At 41.6% G+C, this 16,840-nt stretch carries 18 protein-coding genes; 16 read left to right on the forward strand and 2 right to left on the reverse strand.

Going from position 1 to position 16,840, the window contains the following annotated elements; genetic code table 11:
- Window positions 1-103: 103 nt before the first annotated feature.
- On the reverse strand, window positions 104-985 hold the full coding sequence (locus tag CHJ_RS17400; RefSeq protein WP_317918435.1) for a LysR family transcriptional regulator: 882 nt from the start codon (window positions 983-985) through the stop codon (window positions 104-106).
- A 380-nt stretch (window positions 986-1,365) separates the two neighbouring features.
- Between CHJ_RS17400 and CHJ_RS17405 the strand changes: the two genes are divergently transcribed.
- From CHJ_RS17405 to CHJ_RS17470, 14 genes are all read left to right on the forward strand, one after another.
- On the forward strand, window positions 1,366-2,463 hold the full coding sequence (locus CHJ_RS17405) for an alkene reductase (RefSeq protein ID WP_317918436.1): 1,098 nt from the start codon (window positions 1,366-1,368) through the stop codon (window positions 2,461-2,463).
- 16 nt (window positions 2,464-2,479) lie between these two features.
- Window positions 2,480-3,571 carry an alkene reductase gene (locus CHJ_RS17410; protein WP_317918437.1) on the forward strand — a complete coding sequence of 364 codons (1,092 nt, stop codon included), beginning with the start codon at window positions 2,480-2,482 and terminating at the stop codon, window positions 3,569-3,571.
- Window positions 3,572-3,794: 223 nt separating this feature from the next.
- Window positions 3,795-5,492 carry a putative bifunctional diguanylate cyclase/phosphodiesterase gene (locus tag CHJ_RS17415; RefSeq protein WP_317918438.1) on the forward strand — a complete coding sequence of 566 codons (1,698 nt, stop codon included), beginning with the start codon at window positions 3,795-3,797 and terminating at the stop codon, window positions 5,490-5,492.
- A gap of 170 nt (window positions 5,493-5,662) precedes the next feature.
- Window positions 5,663-6,550, forward strand: a complete 888-nt coding sequence (locus CHJ_RS17420) for a metal ABC transporter substrate-binding protein (protein ID WP_317918439.1) — start codon at window positions 5,663-5,665, stop codon at window positions 6,548-6,550.
- Window positions 6,547-7,428 carry a metal ABC transporter ATP-binding protein gene (locus tag CHJ_RS17425; RefSeq protein ID WP_171753342.1) on the forward strand — a complete coding sequence of 294 codons (882 nt, stop codon included), beginning with the start codon at window positions 6,547-6,549 and terminating at the stop codon, window positions 7,426-7,428. Before CHJ_RS17420 ends, CHJ_RS17425 begins: the two co-directional genes overlap by 4 nt.
- Window positions 7,429-7,433: 5 nt before the next feature.
- A complete protein-coding gene (locus tag CHJ_RS17430; protein ID WP_317918440.1) occupies window positions 7,434-8,306 on the forward strand; it encodes a metal ABC transporter permease in 873 nt (290 codons plus the stop codon).
- Window positions 8,306-9,151 (forward strand): metal ABC transporter permease, encoded by an 846-nt coding sequence (locus tag CHJ_RS17435; protein ID WP_171753344.1) that lies wholly within the window; start codon window positions 8,306-8,308, stop codon window positions 9,149-9,151. The genes CHJ_RS17430 and CHJ_RS17435 overlap by 1 nt, the downstream gene beginning before the upstream one ends.
- Window positions 9,152-9,221: 70 nt before the next feature.
- Window positions 9,222-9,569 carry a ribosome recycling factor family protein gene (locus tag CHJ_RS17440; RefSeq protein WP_171753345.1) on the forward strand — a complete coding sequence of 116 codons (348 nt, stop codon included), beginning with the start codon at window positions 9,222-9,224 and terminating at the stop codon, window positions 9,567-9,569.
- 66 nt (window positions 9,570-9,635) lie between these two features.
- Window positions 9,636-9,989 carry a tRNA-binding protein gene (locus tag CHJ_RS17445; protein ID WP_171753346.1) on the forward strand — a complete coding sequence of 118 codons (354 nt, stop codon included), beginning with the start codon at window positions 9,636-9,638 and terminating at the stop codon, window positions 9,987-9,989.
- Between the two features lie 272 nt (window positions 9,990-10,261).
- Window positions 10,262-11,083 (forward strand): phosphate ABC transporter substrate-binding protein, encoded by an 822-nt coding sequence (locus CHJ_RS17450; protein ID WP_171753347.1) that lies wholly within the window; start codon window positions 10,262-10,264, stop codon window positions 11,081-11,083.
- 85 nt (window positions 11,084-11,168) lie between these two features.
- The gene (gene pstC / locus CHJ_RS17455; protein WP_317918441.1) at window positions 11,169-12,089 is read left to right on the forward strand and encodes a phosphate ABC transporter permease subunit PstC; all 921 of its coding nucleotides are present in this window, start codon (window positions 11,169-11,171) and stop codon (window positions 12,087-12,089) included.
- Window position 12,090: 1 nt separating this feature from the next.
- Window positions 12,091-12,954 carry a phosphate ABC transporter permease PstA gene (pstA, locus tag CHJ_RS17460; protein ID WP_171753349.1) on the forward strand — a complete coding sequence of 288 codons (864 nt, stop codon included), beginning with the start codon at window positions 12,091-12,093 and terminating at the stop codon, window positions 12,952-12,954.
- Window positions 12,955-12,995: 41 nt separating this feature from the next.
- Window positions 12,996-13,745, forward strand: a complete 750-nt coding sequence (gene pstB / locus CHJ_RS17465; RefSeq protein ID WP_216613398.1) for a phosphate ABC transporter ATP-binding protein PstB — start codon at window positions 12,996-12,998, stop codon at window positions 13,743-13,745.
- A 261-nt stretch (window positions 13,746-14,006) separates the two neighbouring features.
- Entirely contained in the window at window positions 14,007-14,210 is a 204-nt protein-coding gene (locus CHJ_RS17470; protein ID WP_171753350.1) for a hypothetical protein, read from the forward strand.
- Between the two features lie 67 nt (window positions 14,211-14,277).
- Here CHJ_RS17470 and ulaR read toward each other — a convergent pair whose 3' ends face one another.
- A complete protein-coding gene (gene ulaR, locus CHJ_RS17475; RefSeq protein WP_317918442.1) occupies window positions 14,278-15,054 on the reverse strand; it encodes an HTH-type transcriptional regulator UlaR in 777 nt (258 codons plus the stop codon).
- Window positions 15,055-15,269: 215 nt separating this feature from the next.
- On the opposite strand from ulaR, the gene CHJ_RS17480 reads away from it, so the two are divergent.
- Both CHJ_RS17480 and CHJ_RS17485 read left to right on the forward strand, forming a co-directional pair.
- Window positions 15,270-16,106, forward strand: a complete 837-nt coding sequence (locus CHJ_RS17480; protein ID WP_171753352.1) for an HAD family hydrolase — start codon at window positions 15,270-15,272, stop codon at window positions 16,104-16,106.
- A 16-nt stretch (window positions 16,107-16,122) separates the two neighbouring features.
- The gene (locus CHJ_RS17485; protein WP_171753353.1) at window positions 16,123-16,836 is read left to right on the forward strand and encodes a ribulose-phosphate 3-epimerase; all 714 of its coding nucleotides are present in this window, start codon (window positions 16,123-16,125) and stop codon (window positions 16,834-16,836) included.
- Window positions 16,837-16,840: the final 4 nt, after the last annotated feature.

The following is a 16,840-nucleotide window of genomic DNA, read 5'->3' on the forward strand; positions in this document are numbered from 1 at the left end:
CCGCTTCGTTAAATTGACTTTTTTCTCTTCACCAATTCGTAAGTCATGCGTTTTTTATGGGCAATGCGCTCTCGGCTATCTCATGGGCTGACTTTATATATCACTATAAATTGAGATGCTTTTTGAGAAAGTCTATAAAAACCGAGACTCTGCAAGCTACTGATGAAGATTTATAATAAACCGCGTTTATCTGTTCTCGATCTGGCATAGTAACCCTGTCTGTTATTAATAACGGAACCAGAGCTCCTTGCTCTATATCTTTATGCACCATAAAGTTCGATAAACAAGCAATACCAATGCCGGAGAGCGCCAACTGGCGAACGGCTTCGCCATTACTGGCAGATATAGAAGGCTCTATATATTCACACCCTTTTAGCCCCCACTGATTTAACACTTTTGGGCCACTGAATCCAATAAGTGAATGGTGGCTGAGTTCTTCTACCGAGTTAGGGGTGCCATGATTTGCCAAGTAATCCTTGGAAGCGACGATATGAAGAGGGCTGTGCCCCAAGCTTCTCGCGCTTAATGTGGAGTCGGGCATTTTCCCGATTCTGATGGCAATGTCTGTTTTGTTTTCAAGTAAATCGACAAACTCTTCATTAGAAGTGAGATCCAGCGTGATCTGAGGGTATTCAGATTTGAATTTTTCAACTAAAGGAATGATCTGATGGATAATAAATGGACTTGCTGCGTCAATTCTTAGTTTACCTTTTGGAGCCTCTCCTAGAACTAGTAAGGACTCTTCGACCTGTTCAATCTCTTGTAGGGACTTTCTGATAGAAGAAACAAAGTAATGACCTTCATCTGTGAGGTTAAGTCGTCGTGTTGTTCTATTGAGTAAGGTCACTCCTAACTTTTTCTCCAGCTTGTTTACCACTCGAGAAACCTTAGCAACCTGAACATTCAAAGCGACTGCCGCAGCTGAAAAGCTTCCGTGATCAACAACAGCGACAAAGATTTCCAGTTCATCGGAGCGAGTAAGCATACCTTCTTCCTTACGTTACATAGCGATTACGTTTATTTATGACAATAATAGCATCCGCATAGACAAGGCAAGCACTATCACTTATACAAAAGAGTATTGTTTATTTTTCAATAATCCAGATTGATAAAATTTCGCTAGCAGTTAGGGGCGAACTGAGTTGATACGCCGTATCAGAAGAAGCTATTGGTTATTTATACCGACATAACTAAAGATTAATTCGCCACCTGTAACTGACTTTTTCCGCAAAATTCATTTATCAAAATTGCCGTTTTATCTGTTTATTTTTGTCGTTACAGCAAAATTGAATTGTATTTTCTGGTCTAAATAGCCATCAAGCAACTTGTTATCATGCCTTCACTCTACATTAGAAGGTTTTTACTATGACTACATCTCTGTTTCAGCCATTGCAGTTAGGAAACATCACGCTAAAAAATCGCATTGTCATGCCTCCGATGACTCGTTCTCGTGCCAGTCGACCCGGAGATGTTGCGAATGAAATGATGGCCGTTTATTACGCACAGCGTGCGACAGCAGGCCTAATCGTATCTGAAGGCACACAAATATCAGAAATGGGTAAAGGCTATGCGTGGACTCCCGGTATCTATAGCGCGCAACAGATTTCTGGTTGGAAAAAAGTAACAGATGCAGTGCACGCTAATGATGGAGTTATTTTTGCGCAGCTTTGGCATGTTGGCCGTGTCACTCATCCAGAAAACATTGGCGGCCGGCAACCTATCTCATCATCAGCCATCAAGGCTGAAAATGTTAAAGTTTTCCTTGATAACGGCACTGATGAGCCGGGTTTTGTTGATGTCGTTGAACCTCGCGCAATGACAATTGAGGAGATTAAGCAGGTGGTTTCTGACTATCGTCAAGCCGCTCTTAATGCCATTGAAGCTGGATTTGACGGCATCGAACTGCATGCCGCGAATGGATATCTGATTAACCAATTTATTGATTCTGAAGCGAACAGTCGCACGGATGAATACGGTGGTAGCCTCGAAAACCGGCTGCGTTTTCTTGATGAAGTAGTCGCAGCAATGGTCAATGCCATTGGTGCGGAGCGTGTCGGTGTTCGTTTGGCTCCATTAACAACGCTTAATGGGACGGTTGACGCAAATCCTATCAAGACTTATACCGCTGCGGCTTCATTGCTGAATAAACACAATATTGTTTATTTACATATTGCTGAGGTTGACTGGGATGATGCTCCGGATACGCCTATATCATTTAAACAAGCACTTCGTGAAGTTTATCAGGGGGTACTTATCTATGCAGGTCGTTATAACGGTGACAAAGCGCTACACGCCATTGATTCAGGTTTGGCAGATATGATCGGTTTCGGTCGGCCGTTTGTTTCAAACCCTGATTTACCAGAACGTATCGAAAAAGGTTACCCGCTGGCAGAGCATGATCCAAGCACACTGTTTGGTGGAGCTGAAAAAGGCCTGATTGACTATCCAACTTATTCGAAATAATAGGAGAACAGTAAAAATGTTGTTTGATTCATTTAAGTCCGGAGATTTCTCCGTTGAAAACCGTATTGCAATGGCACCAATGACTCGCTCTCGTACTAGTCAGCCTGGTGATGTACCAAATGATTTAATGGCAACTTACTATAGGCAAAGAGCCACGGCAGGATTGATCATTACGGAAGGTGCGCCTATTTCTGATGTTGGTCGAGGTTATTCGATGACACCGGGTATCTATACCAAACAACATATTGAAGGCTGGAAAAAAGTAACCAGAGCCGTTCATGATAAAGGGAGCAAGATTTTTATTCAGCTATGGCACGTTGGCCGTAGAAGCCACTCTTCTATATCGGGTGAACAACCAGTGTCTGCTTCAGCCATTAAGGTCGCGGATCAAGTCTTTGGCCCAATTGCTGGTGGCTTTGGTATGGTAGAAACTGAAGTCCCACGTGAGATGACGGTAATGGATATTCAAAACACCATTGCTGATTTTGTTCAAGCCGCCAATAACGCCATGGAAGCTGGATTTGATGGTGTTGAGATTCATGCTGCACATGGTTATCTGCTTGATGCTTTTATGCGTAAGGAGAGTAATCAACGTCAGGATCAATATGGTGGTAGCCAAGAGAATCGAATGAGATTTATGCTGGAGACCCTTCAGGCAGTGTCTGACGCAATTGGGGGGGATAAAGTTGCGGTGCGTGTATCGCCTCATGTGATTGAAGGGTTCGCTGAAGAGGATCCTGAAATTGTGGATGTCACTTTGAAAGCGTTAGAAAAAATGCTGGCTAATGATCTCGCCTATGTGCATTTCTCTGAGCGAATTTCACGTTATGTTGATGTTCCGGAATCCTTCCGTAAACAGGTGCGAGAGGTATACCCGAATCCAATTATGATCGCAGGTAAACTTACCGTTGAAGATGCACAAGATCTTATCAAAAAAGGTTATTGTGACTTTGCTGCTTTCGGTACACCTTATGTGACTAACCCTGATTTGGTCGAGCGTTTTAAAAATGATTGGCCACTGATGGACTTTGATGCTGATGCTCGTTTAACACTCTATGGTGGTAGCGAAAGAGGTTACATCGACTATCCAACTTATCAAGAGTCTTAATTAGAGCTTCCTATCTAGCCGTTGTTCGGTATCAATGGCTAGGTATTGTTTTACTTATTACTGCTATATCACTTTTATTTACAGTGTAAATTTTTATATGATCAACAAAGGATCCTTCCTGTCTGTTAATTAATCGATTTCCCCGTTAGTTCTGCTACTTTTAATTGTATAAAGATAAAAAATAACAAAATAAAAATGTCAGCTTGGATCGGGAAGGTAGAGATTGAAAAATGATAAAGAGCTATTAGAGCAGGACGAACGTAGATTTATACAATTAATAGGAAGCTTATCCAAGGTCGCGGTACAAGGCTACAGTGTGGATAGAGAGGTGATCTATTGGAATGCAGCCAGCACACAATTATATGGTTACAGTCAACAAGAGGCACTAGGTAAACGTTTAGAAGAGTTGATTATCCCTGAACCAATGCGGGATGCGGTGGTGGGGTTTCATACCGACTGGGTTACCAATGGTAACGCTATTCCAGCTGCTGAGCTTAAGCTACTGCATAAAGATGGTTATCTCGTTCCTGTTTTTTCTATGCATATTATGCTCAAAGAGTGGACAGACGTGCCTGAGATGTTTTGTATCGATATTGATATGACTGAACAGCATAAGGCGGTAACTGAGTTAGAACGGCTTGCGATATCAGATACTCTCACCAAACTGCCTAATCGACGGTTTCTTGAAGAAGAACTTGAAAGGCGAATAACTGAAGCAAAGCGCTTTGAACAAAAAGTGGCTGTCTTGTTTATAGATTTAGATCTCTTCAAAGAGGTGAATGACACCATGGGTCATGCTTTTGGTGATCAACTATTGATCCAAGTGTCAGATCGACTTCGGAATAAGCTCAGAAAATACGATACCTTATCAAGATTTGGTGGTGATGAGTTTGTGGTGATATTGCCAAATATTGGTGATAAAGCAGATGTCGAAGCGGCCGCCAATAAGCTTTTAAATCAGTTTACTAAGAGCTTCCTTGTGGCGGAACAAAATATCTATAGTTCCGCCAGTATCGGTATCAGCATATTTCCGGATGATGCCACTACTACTGAGCGTCTATTACAGCATTCAGATACCGCTATGTACCAAGCTAAAATGGCGGGTCGAAATCGATTTCTGTTTTTTAATAAAGAGATGAATGACCGCATGCTGTTTGAGCGAGAGGTGGCTAATCAACTAAAAGAGTCGCTGGTGGCAGGGGGATTCGAGTTAGTTTATCAACCCAAAGTGGATCTGTTAAACAATAAAGTGACAGCCTGTGAAGCTCTGTTACGTTGGCATCGTTCTCCTACATTAGAGAGTGCTTCCCCTGCGGTATTTATCCCGATTGCTGAACGATCCGATTTGATTATATTGATCGGTAATTGGGTGCTTAAAGAGGCGTGTAGACAACTTTCGGTTTGGAGAAAGCAGGGTTATCGTCAGATAAAAGTCGATATTAATGTTTCAAGTAAGCAACTCGTAAACAGTGATTTTTTCGACCTGTTTTATGAAACGCTAGAATTTTTCGACTTATCAGAAAAAGACATCGGTATTGAAATAACGGAACATACATTGTTGAAAGCCAACGACGAGTTACTGGCGCGTTTAAACGAGCTTAGAGCACGAGGAACAGAAATATCCATCGATGACTTTGGCACCGGTTATTCGTCGCTTAGCTATTTAACCACGTTTCCGGCAACGCACTTAAAAATAGATCGTTCATTTATTTCTGGTCCCGCCAATAGCCGAGAGAATCGAATTATTATTGAAGCCATTACTGATGTTGGAAAAAAATTGAATTTTCAAATGGTTGCCGAAGGTATTGAAACATTAGATCAGGCTAGATTTTGTGAACAACTAGGCTGTGAAATTGCACAAGGCTATTGGTTTTATAGGCCTCTCAATGCCGGTGATATGACAGATCTTCTGCAGAACTAGTCTGTATTAAGTTTGCGGTTAAATTCATCATTTTATGCTCAATGGTTTGTTTGCCTCCCTTGGTATAGCCGCCGTGATTGTCAATAAGAGGCAATATTTACAGAAACTACTTGCAAATGATAATTATTATCATCTAGTATTAAGAGGTAAATAACTACTAGCGAACCAATATGAACACTCTATCTCGATTTATCCACGGGTTCATTTTACTGATTGCATTGGTCTCATATTCAGCGAATGCAAAAATTAAGGTGGTGACTACTTTTACCATTATTCAGGATATTGCCCAAAATGTCGCCGGTGATGCAGCTGATGTTGTCTCAATCACGAAAGCTGGTGCAGAGATTCATGATTATCAACCGACACCCAAAGACATTGTTAAAGCTCAATCTGCCGATCTGATTTTGTGGAATGGTATGAATTTGGAGCGATGGTTTAAGAAGTTTTTCCAAAATATGTCACATATTCCCTCTGTTACTGTCACTGAGGGCATCTCGCCGTTATCTATCTACTCTGGCCCTTACCAAGGTAAACCGAATCCACATGCATGGATGTCGGCAGACAATGGGTTAATTTATGTGGAAAACATCAGAAAGGCGCTGGTTGATATCGATCCGAATAATGCTGATACATACAACCGGAATGCGCGGGATTATTCAGCCCGAATCTCTCAGTTATCTCTGCTCGTTAAACAAGGTTTTTCGTCATTACCAGACGAAAAAAGATGGCTGGTCACTAGTGAAGGTGCATTTAGATACTTAGCCCGGGATTTTGGTCTGTCAGAAGCTTATCTATGGCCGATTAATGCCGAACAGCAGGGCTCGCCGAGACAAGTAAAAAAACTGATTGATAAGATCAATACTCATGCTATGCCGGTAATTTTTAGTGAAAGTACCATTTCGGACCGTGCCGCCAAGCAGGTTGCGAAAGAAACCGGTATTACCTATGGCGGAGTATTATTTGTTGATTCGTTATCAGACAGCAATGGCCCTGTGCCGACTTATCTCGATATGCTGAAAGTGACGACGGATACCATCATGCGAGGGTTAGAACAGTGATTAATTCTCAAGTGAGTATTGAGGCAAAAGAGGTGAGTGTTGTGTATAACAATAGCTTCACCGCCATAGAGAACGTTGACTTTTCACTCTCGGCAGGAAGCATATGCGCGTTGGTGGGTATAAACGGTGGTGGCAAATCTACGCTTTTCAAAAGTATTATGGGGCAAGTGAAACTGAGTACTGGGGGAATACTTTTGTCCGGAATGCCGGTTCATCAGGCGTTGAAATCTAACCTAGTTGCTTATGTACCGCAAAGTGAAGATATCGATTGGGACTTTCCTATTTTGGTTAAAGACGTCGTTATGCAGGGACGTTATGGCTATATGGGCATATTAAAACGTCCAAGCCAGCAAGATAAAAACATGGTACAGCAGGCGATGGAAAAAATGGCGATTGCTCATCTGTCAGAGAGGCAGATAGGTGAACTCTCTGGTGGACAGAAAAAACGCGTCTTTCTCGCCAGAGCCCTGAGCCAGCAGAGTAAAATAATTTTATTGGATGAGCCTTTTACCGGGGTCGACTTTACTACGGAAGCGAGCATTATGGACTTGCTCCAATCCCTAAGAGATCAAGGCCATTTGATCTTAGTATCCACTCATAACTTAGGTCGGGTTCCAGACTACTGCGATGAGGTCATACTAATCAATAAAACGGTTATCGCCAGCGGCAGTATAGCGTCGACCTATACGCAAAAAAATTTGGAATCTACCTTTGGAGGAGAGTTAACTCAGGTAGGGATTTCAGGAAAAACGCTGCATAAAGATGATGATGATCGAACGGTTGTTATATTGTCGGATCATGATAAACCTGCGGTATTTTATGGTAAAGAAAAGCAACACGCTCAGTTAATTAAAGAACCTCAAGATCAACAGGGGTAAAGAGAATGGATTATCTGATTGAACCCTTTCATTATGAGTATATGCGCAATGCGATGTTTGTGAGTGCGCTTGTTGGAACGGTCTGTGCCTTGCTATCAAGTTATCTGGTGCTTAAAGGTTGGTCATTAATTGGTGATGCACTTTCTCATTCTGTTGTTCCCGGTGTCGCGGTGGCGTATAGCATAGGCTTACCACTTTCGGTGGGGGCTTTTTTTGCAGGTTTTCTGGCTGCGGGCAGCATGGCTATTATCAATAAGCTCTCTCATTTAAAAGAGGATGCCATTATAGGCTTGGTGTTTACCAGCTTTTTCGCGTTAGGCCTATTGATCATCTCTTTAAACCCCACATCAATCAATATTCAGTCGGTTATCTTTGGTAATGTTTTGATGATCAGCTCGAATGAGCTGTATCAAATTGTGGCTATATCCGTGGTGACCTTGTTAACGTTGAGTTTTATCTGGAAGCCATTGCTGCTGGTGTTTTTTGATGAGAATCAGGCATCGGCAACGGGGCTGAACGTGAATGGCTATAAAGGAACTTTCTTTATTTTATTGAGTGCCAGTACTGTCGCTTCGTTGCAGGCAGTGGGAGCATTGCTGGTGATTGCTATGGTCATTATTCCTGGAGCAACGGCCTATCTGTTAACGGATCGGTTTGGCTATATGCTTTGGTACTCGGCGGTAATAGGATTTACTAGCAGCTTACTCGGTGTTTATTTAAGTTATTTTCTTGATAGTTCAACGGGTGGACTTATTGTGCTGAACCAAGTGATCTGCTTTAGCTTGGTATTTTTATTTGCCCCTAAATATGGCCTGATCAAAGCCAAGCAGTATCGCATAGCTCCTATTTTACAGCGACAGAAAGGGAGTTATAGCTAATGAGTTATATTATCGAACCTCTTCAATACGCTTTTATGCAACATGCACTGTTGACGGGACTTGCCGTCAGTTTAGTCTGTGCGCTTTTATCGTGTTATCTGGTTTTAAAAGGCTGGTCTCTAATGGGAGATGCCATTTCACATGCAGTACTGCCTGGTGTGGTATTGGCGCACGTATTTGCTGTTCCTCTGTTTATTGGTGCGTTTATCTCAGGTTTTGGTAGTGCCTTGTTGACTGGATATATAAAAAATCACAGCCGAATCAAAGAGGATACTGTTCTTGGTATTGTGTTTGCGGGTATGTTTGCCATCGGTTTGATCTTGTTTACGCACGTAGAGACGGATCAGCATTTAATGCACATTTTATTTGGCAACATTCTTGGTATTTCAGTGGAATTAATGTGGCAGACGACGGCTATATGCCTGCTTGTAGCGGCTGTGACGCTTTTTTTCTATAAAGATCTTCTGCTTTACTGTTTTGATAAAAGCCATGCACGAGTAGTGGGGTTAAATACTAACTTTTTACACTACTTATTGCTGATTCTTATTGCTTTAACCACAGTTGCAGCAATACAGGTGGTCGGTGTGGTTCTGGTTGTCGCGATGCTTGTGGGGCCTGGTGTTATTGCCTTGATGCTAAGTAATAAGTTTGAAGTTATGTTGCTGATAGCGTTAGCAGTATCATTGTTGTCTACCGTTTGTGGTGTGATCATCAGTTATCATATTGATGGTGCAACCAGTGCATGTATTGTGCTGTTTCAGTCGGGGCTATTTGTATTTGCGTTGATATATAATCATCTGAGTAAGCCTAACCTTAGAGCAGGACTGCTACAGAAAGCGAGCTGAGAGAAATCATCAGAGCTTTTTGTTATACTCAAGCAACCTGAACAGTAGACGTTTAATGCCAAATTTATAGATGATTTCGATTCAACTGAACAGTTTTGTAAGACGTGTCGACGACAAAGAACGAATACTAGCGTTGGCATTAAAGGAAGAGTGTCGCTTAAAACGAATTAGGCGCTCCAGACATTGGCAACTGTCAGGGACGGAGCTGCAACTGAATCACTTTAAAGCGGGATTAATTGATATCGCCGACTACTGGATTAAACAGGCAGTAGAAAAGGCGTTGCCCAAGAAACAGTTATCTCTGCAAGAGTGTTTACTTAACCAGCCAAATATAACGGTCAATCAGCTAGTGGCTGAAACAGAATGTACCGTAGCCGAAGCCCGACAAGCTATTGACCAATTTGAACAGTTAGATTAGAAGCGATGGGTATTAGCGCGCTGATTGTCTGAAATTGTCCGCACCGATTAAAAATAAGAGGATCATATGAAACCTGCAGCAATAAAAGATCTCATCACATTTGATGATTTTGCTAAGTTAGATATTAGAGTTGGAACCATTGTAAGTGTTACCGAAGTAGAGAAATCGGATAAGTTAATGAAGCTAATGGTCGATTTTGGTGATCATCAACGTTCGATTCTAGCGGGGATCAAACAAGAGAGAGAGAACCCTCAAGAGATAGAAGGTAAACAGGCTCTTTTTGTGGTAAATCTGCCAGAAAGAAAAATGGCAGGGGAGTTGTCTCAAGGAATGCTGTTTGACATTGGTTATGAAGATAAAGTGACGCCAGTTCTGGCTATGCCTGAAGCTGCTGTTCCTAATGGATCAAGAGCGGGCTAATGAGTCATTGCATTTTTATATAATGGAATCGATGTTACGGTCTCTGCCGTATTAGATGACATAAATGTGACAGTCACTTTTCATCCTTTCTCCAAACTTAAACAAAATAAGCCATTTTAAATCAATGGCTTATTTTGTTTTTGTCCGTTTTTAAGAAATAATTCCACTGTCATAGAGTATTCAATATTATGAAACACAACTGTCATAAATAAATTCTAAAGTTATCCCGTCTGGTAAACAAAGTCGGCAATGAAGCCATAAAGGATAATGAAATGAAAAAGACAGTAATCGGTACTATCGCACTGCTAGGAGCATTAGCGGTAAACCCTGTTTCAGCAAAAGAAACAATCTCAGCGGTAGGTTCTTCAAGTGTTACACCATTGATGGAAGTTTTTGCTGAAACTTACATGAAGCAAAACAGCAGTGTATTCATTGAAGTACAAGGCCCTGGTTCATCTGCTGGTGTTAAAGCTGCAAAAAATGGCTCTGCTGATTTAGGTATGTCATCTCGTAACCTAAAGTCTTCAGAGGAAGAACCAAGTCTCAAGAAAGAAGTGATTGCTCGTGATGGCATCGCTGTTGTTGTTAACCCGAAAAATAGCTTAAAAGCGCTTACTGCAGAGCAAGTAACTGCTATCTACAAAGGTGAAATCACGAACTGGAAAGACGTTGGTGGTGAAGATAAGCCAATCGTTGCGATTACTCGTGATACGGCTTCAGGTACACGTGGTGCATTTGAAGACATCATGAAGCTGAAAAAGAAAATTTCAGGTAAGAAAGTCTCTGCTATATCACCAAGAGCACAAGTTGCAAGTGGTAATGGTGCACTTAAAACCAATGTTGCATCAAACCCTTACGCTATTGGCTACATCTCTCTAGGTACTGTTGACTCATCTGTTACCGCTTTGTCCATTGATGGTACACCTGCAACGGTAGATAACGTGAAAAACGGTAGCTACAAAGTCGCTCGTCCTTTCCTTGTTCTTTTCAAAGAAGGTAAGCCTTCTGCGGAAACACAAAAATTCCTTGACTGGATGTTAAGCAAAGAAGCGCAAAAACTGGTTTCTAATAAAGGCTACATCTCAGTTGATTAAATTCAATCATCAATAAAATATTGCTCAGTTCGCCTATTTAGAACTGAGCTTTTTCAATACCACGATATTAAATTGTGAGATTGCTATGACCATCGCAACGAATAGTGAAAGTTCAGCTAACATGGAAAAGCCCAACGGCTTACGCACCCATAAGGGCGTAGACTGGCGAGAGCGTATTTTTCATGGATTATTTTTGTGCAGTGCTGTTATAGGGATATTGTCCCTATCAATCATTGCTTACTATATAGTGAAAGAGAGTATTCCTGCTTTTCAAGAAGCGGGAGTTTCTAACATCGTATTAGGTCGAGACTGGTTGCCTCCAGCACTTTACGGTGTATATACCATGATTGTGGCTTCTATTGTCTCCACATTTGGTGCTGTGCTGGTGGGGGTTCCCATTGGTGTATTAACGGCTATTTTTATTGCAGAAATCGCCCCGAAACGACTTGCAGATATCATTCGCCCTGCGGTTGAACTATTGGCGGGAATCCCTTCCGTTGTCTATGGTTTCTTCGGTTTAGTCATTATTGTTCCTCTAATTCAAAATATCTTTTCAGTGCCGGCAGGGAATACCATTCTGGCGGGAATTATTGTTTTAGGTGTGATGATTTTACCAACGGTCATTACCGTTTCAGAAACCTCGATACGTGCTGTTCCTCGTTCTTATAAAGAAGGCTCATTAGCACTCGGTGCCTCACAAATCTTCACCATATTTAAGTTGCTCGTTCCCGCTGCTCGCTCAGGTATTATGACTGGCGTGATTTTAGGCATTGGTCGTGCGCTAGGTGAAACGATGGCTATTATTATGGTCATGGGGAACGCTCCAGCTATGCCTGAAGGCATTTTGGATTCAGCTCGTACCTTAACCGCGAACATTGCTATTGAGATGTCATATGCCAGTGGAGTCCATGCAAATGCGCTTTACGCCACAGGGGTGGTCTTGCTGGTATTTATCATGATGTTAAATGCCGCGTTGTTATATTTAAACCGACAGAAGGCGAGATAATATGGACACAGTAAAGTTGAAACAAGCTCGCCAGTTTAAAGACTCGATATTAAAGGGACTTATCTGGTTGGCTGCTGGATTAACCGTGGGTTTCCTATTCTGGATAATTTGGTACATTTTATCGAACGGGCTGAAGTTCGTTGACTGGAATTTTATTACTGACAATTACACGGCTACAGGCAAAGAGAAGGGCATTTTCCCTATGATAGTGGCAACCATTTACATGGTCATCGCCTCTATCGCGGTTGCCGCGCCACTTGGAATTATGACGGCCATCTACCTCACTGAATATGCCAAAGTCGGCAGTCGCTTTGTTAAGGTGATTCGTTTTTGTACTGAGTCGCTGGCGGGCATACCCTCGATTATTTTTGGTTTGTTTGGTATGACTTTTTTTGTCGCCATTCTTGGCTTAGGTTTCTCAATATTATCGGGTGCATTGACATTAAGTATTTTGATCTTACCTGTCATCATAAGAACGACAGAAGAAGCGTTGATGGCTGTCCCACCCAGCTATCGTGAAGGGTCGTATGCGCTTGGGTCATCAAAAATATACACTATCTGGCGTTTAATCTTGCCAAGTGCAATGCCGGGAATTATTACCTCGATCATCTTAAGTATTGGTCGTGTTATTGGAGAGTCTGCGCCGGTCTTCCTAACTGCTGGTATGGTGGCTCGAGTGCCAGAATCATTGCTTGATTCAGGTCGAACTTTGACGGTTCATTTGTATAAATTGACCACAGAGTTGTTCACCATTGATGAGTGGAACCAAGCATATGGAACCGCCACCGTGCTTATTGTCGTGGTGTTATTGATCAATATGACCACAAAATTAATTGCTAGACGATTTAATACCGCAACGTATTAATGCTGATGTTGCACGATAACAAGAATGCAGAGATGAAGAATATGAACAAATTTAATATTGAAAACTTAGATCTTTTTTACGGTGACAATCAAGCATTAAAGTCGATTAACTTACCAATACCAACACGTCAGGTCACGGCGTTAATTGGCCCGTCGGGTTGTGGAAAATCGACATTGCTACGCTGTTTAAATCGTATGAATGATCTCATTGAAGGTGTAAAGATTAACGGCACCTTAGAGATGGATGGAACGGATGTCTATGGCAATATCGATGTTGCCGATCTGCGCATCAAAGTTGGTATGGTTTTTCAAAAACCGAATCCGTTTCCTATGAGTATTTACGAAAATGTGGCTTACGGTTTAAGAGCACAAGGCATAAAGGACAAAAAGCATATTGATTCAGTGGTAGAGAAATCACTCCGTGGAGCCGCGTTGTGGGACGAAGTCAAAGATCGTTTAAAATCACATGCTTTCGGACTATCTGGTGGACAACAGCAGCGACTGTGTATTGCTAGAACTATCGCAATGGAGCCAGACGTGATCTTAATGGATGAGCCTACATCGGCACTGGATCCTATCGCAACACACAAAATTGAAGAGTTAATGGAAGAGTTAAAGAAAGACTACACCATTGTGATAGTCACCCACTCAATGCAGCAAGCACGCCGTATATCTGATCGTACAGCATTCTTTCTCATGGGAGAGTTGGTCGAGCATAATGATACCCATCATATATTTACCAATCCTCAAGATGACAGAACGCAAGGCTATGTGAATGGTGACTTTGGTTAACTTTGTCACCTTAACGAGTTTACTGGCATCTAACTATAATAACTAGCGATGGTACTTTGCCCCTCTTCTTCGAGGGGCTTTTTTTGTTTAGTGAGACAGAAAAAGGTCACTTGAGTATATATTGTTTGAATCACACATAACTCTTGCGATTATGTTCGATCTCGTTAAAATAAACCGTACGGTATAAAACGGCGTTTTATTTAACTCAAATGGATGCCTTGTTAATGTTATTTGGTGTACTTTCATTTTTGGGATTGAATCATGAGAAATAAAGCCTGTCCTTTTTGCGGCTCTGAAAAATTGTCCTATGAATTACTAAAGCCGGTATGGGGAAATGAAGGAGAAGAGTTGCACATTGTTTGTGATGAATGTGCCAGTTCTGCGCCTGCTTATATTTGGAATTTGAGAAACGGTTCTCAAGCGGGATCAAAAAAGCAGCCTGTTCAGCTGCAATTTAGTGATTGAGGGATAGGTTTTAATCTACAGAAGCTTAGGGGTAAACCTTAACAGACTAAAAATAACGTCATAACTTCTACTGAGTAATAATGATCTTAACGCCTTTCTCTTTTAGAGCATTGAGCACATCTGGATCTGCGCTTGAGTCAGTAATTAATGTGTCCAACTGTTCAGTTGGTACCAATAACTTTCCTCCATGTTTACCTATTTTAGAGCCTTCTGCCACAGCCACCAGCCTATCGCCATACTGCAGTAGTTTTCGCTCTGCCATATACACTAAGAGATCCGATGTATGAACTCCGGCGTTGGATATACCTGTTCCTGTAAAAAAGACAAATCGACTTTTTAGATCATCAGCGGCTTCTTTATCTGGTGAAATGGTAATTTGTCGCTCACCGATGTATTGCCCTCCCAAAATAATAATATTTTGGTGCCCTTGCTGAATAAGCTGATAAGCCAAAGGCATGAAGTTAGTGATTACCTGAATATCCCTATTGGCAAGAAACTCACTCATGAGAAACGTGGTGTTACTGCCACTGACCACAATACTATCTTGCTCATCGCATAATCCTGCTGCTGCTTGAGCAATTCTTTTTTTAGCTGAGTAATTTTCAATATCAGTAATAAGCGGAATAAATGTCGTTGGAGTATGAGATTCAAACGTGTTCTTATCATCACTAGAACGCGCACCATTACGTAACTTTATTAACCGGCCTTCACCCGCAAGTTTAGTTATGTCTCTACGAGCAGTAGATAAAGAAATATTGAGCATATCTACATATTCAGAAGTAGATATAAATTGATTACTGCTTAAATAATCCAGTAGCGTTTCTTGGCGCTGTACTTCGTTCATCTATTAAACCTGACACCTATGAAAATTCTTGACCTATTTTGACCTCTTTTGACTTTTTTGGCAAATATATTTGTTTTTTGACTTGTTATGAATCTTTTTGGCGATAAAAGTGTGATTAATGACACATTAAGTGTCATTCGTGAAGTGATTTGACTTTACATGACGCCTTGTGACCATTTAATATCAATAACAGGTCACTAAGAGGGCGGAATGAGATGGACTACCAAGCATTTGTATTTGACTTAGATGGAACACTGCTAAGCGATGACGATCAAATTAATGAAGTGAATACGATTGCTATTCGTTCTGCGATTGATGATGGCTACAAAATTGCTCTAGCCAGTGGCAGGCCTCACACTCTAATGCAGCCTTATGCAACATCATTAGGTATTACAGAGCCGCTTATATGTTGTAACGGTGCTTATGTCTATGACCCTATCAAAGAGCAAGTGATTGATTCTCACCCTATTGAGATTGATCTGTTGTGTCTTTTGTTGCAAGACCTTGATGCAAAGAAGGTAGGATTCACCATCTACTCTAGTCGCGGCGTTTTTTCCTACGCTGAATCAAACCACCTTAACTACTTGAGAGAGAAAGCCTCTGCAGTACAGGCTGATATTTCAATTGAAGTGATTGCAGATTTAACGGAATTGCTCACGCAAGTCGGTGATGTTTATAAAGTACTGGCATTTAGTGATGACAAAGCACAACTCTGCTCATTAAGAGATGGCTTACAGCAGCATCTTCAGGCAGATCTTTCTACACCAAATAAACTCGATATTACTTCAGTACAGGCATCTAAAGGTAGAGCTGTTGGGATTTGGCTACAGCAAATCGCCATACCGGCTACCCAAGTTGTTGCTTTTGGTGACGGTGACAACGACATATCTATGTTTGATGCTGTTGGAGAGCCAGTGGCGATGAAAAACGCCAGCCCGTCTCTTAAACGAAAAGCAAATCTTATTGTTACAGATAACAACGGTTGTGGCATTGGTCAGTATCTACGCTATATCACGCTAGAGAACACCAGAACGTATCAACCATCCTATTAATTATTAAGGAAATACCATGAAAAAAGTAAAAATTGCAGCGGGTCTAGCGCATGTTGATTATGGCCACATCGCTGATGTTGTGAAAGAAGTGTCAGATGCTGGTGCGGATTATATCCACTGTGATGCGGCAGATATGCATGACTTGAAAAACCTGCAATTGATGGGTGGTCACCAAATCGTTGAAGGCATTCGTCCATATACTAAGAAGCCGATTGAAGTACACGCATACTTTAAAGATTGTGATCGCCTGTTCGTTGAGAAAATTGCAGCTGCGGGTGCGGATATGCTGATTCTTCCAGCTGAACACTTTATTGGTGCTCCTCTTGCTTACATGATGAAGTATTGCCGTGACTACAACATGAAATTTGGTCTAACCGTTGGTTGCTTTACGCCAGTTTCATTCATCAAAGAAGCGATCTACTACTTGGACAGACTGCATTTAGTTATCCACGGTGTAAATAATGATGAGTGGTTATGGCGTGAATCAGCGATCACTATGATTCGTGAAGCAAGAGAGTTGATCAATGAGCGCAACCCTGATTGTGAGTTGTGTGTTGACGGCGGCATTCGTAACTACAACCTTGAGCCACTGCTAAAAGAAGATATCGATGTAATGGTTGCATCAACCAATATCTTTGGCCATGAAGATGGCATTACTGCGGGAGTTCGTGATTTCCGTGCAGCACTGGACGAAGCAGAAGAGAAAGTAGCCGCTGAGCAAGGTGCTTAATTCT

It is taken from the genome of Vibrio sp. MACH09 (assembly GCF_033238805.1).
Taxonomy (GTDB): Bacteria; Pseudomonadota; Gammaproteobacteria; order Enterobacterales; family Vibrionaceae; genus Vibrio.

What these genes read in the sequence shown, in the direction of transcription:
- CHJ_RS17480 (WP_171753352.1), top strand. Translation starts at nt 15,270, where the DNA reads ATGGACTACCAAGCATTTGTATTTGACTTAGATGGAACACTGCTAAGC.
- pstB (WP_216613398.1), top strand. Translation starts at nt 12,996, where the DNA reads ATGAACAAATTTAATATTGAAAACTTAGATCTTTTTTACGGTGACAAT.
- CHJ_RS17445 (WP_171753346.1), top strand. Translation starts at nt 9,636, where the DNA reads ATGAAACCTGCAGCAATAAAAGATCTCATCACATTTGATGATTTTGCT.
- pstA (WP_171753349.1), top strand. Translation starts at nt 12,091, where the DNA reads ATGGACACAGTAAAGTTGAAACAAGCTCGCCAGTTTAAAGACTCGATA.
- CHJ_RS17405 (WP_317918436.1), top strand. Translation starts at nt 1,366, where the DNA reads ATGACTACATCTCTGTTTCAGCCATTGCAGTTAGGAAACATCACGCTA.
- CHJ_RS17450 (WP_171753347.1), top strand. Translation starts at nt 10,262, where the DNA reads ATGAAAAAGACAGTAATCGGTACTATCGCACTGCTAGGAGCATTAGCG.
- CHJ_RS17420 (WP_317918439.1), top strand. Translation starts at nt 5,663, where the DNA reads ATGAACACTCTATCTCGATTTATCCACGGGTTCATTTTACTGATTGCA.
- pstC (WP_317918441.1), top strand. Translation starts at nt 11,169, where the DNA reads ATGACCATCGCAACGAATAGTGAAAGTTCAGCTAACATGGAAAAGCCC.
- CHJ_RS17400 (WP_317918435.1), bottom strand. Translation starts at nt 985, where the DNA reads ATGCTTACTCGCTCCGATGAACTGGAAATCTTTGTCGCTGTTGTTGAT.
- CHJ_RS17485 (WP_171753353.1), top strand. Translation starts at nt 16,123, where the DNA reads ATGAAAAAAGTAAAAATTGCAGCGGGTCTAGCGCATGTTGATTATGGC.
- CHJ_RS17435 (WP_171753344.1), top strand. Translation starts at nt 8,306, where the DNA reads ATGAGTTATATTATCGAACCTCTTCAATACGCTTTTATGCAACATGCA.
- ulaR (WP_317918442.1), bottom strand. Translation starts at nt 15,054, where the DNA reads ATGAACGAAGTACAGCGCCAAGAAACGCTACTGGATTATTTAAGCAGT.
- CHJ_RS17470 (WP_171753350.1), top strand. Translation starts at nt 14,007, where the DNA reads ATGAGAAATAAAGCCTGTCCTTTTTGCGGCTCTGAAAAATTGTCCTAT.
- CHJ_RS17440 (WP_171753345.1), top strand. Translation starts at nt 9,222, where the DNA reads ATGATTTCGATTCAACTGAACAGTTTTGTAAGACGTGTCGACGACAAA.
- CHJ_RS17410 (WP_317918437.1), top strand. Translation starts at nt 2,480, where the DNA reads ATGTTGTTTGATTCATTTAAGTCCGGAGATTTCTCCGTTGAAAACCGT.
- CHJ_RS17430 (WP_317918440.1), top strand. Translation starts at nt 7,434, where the DNA reads ATGGATTATCTGATTGAACCCTTTCATTATGAGTATATGCGCAATGCG.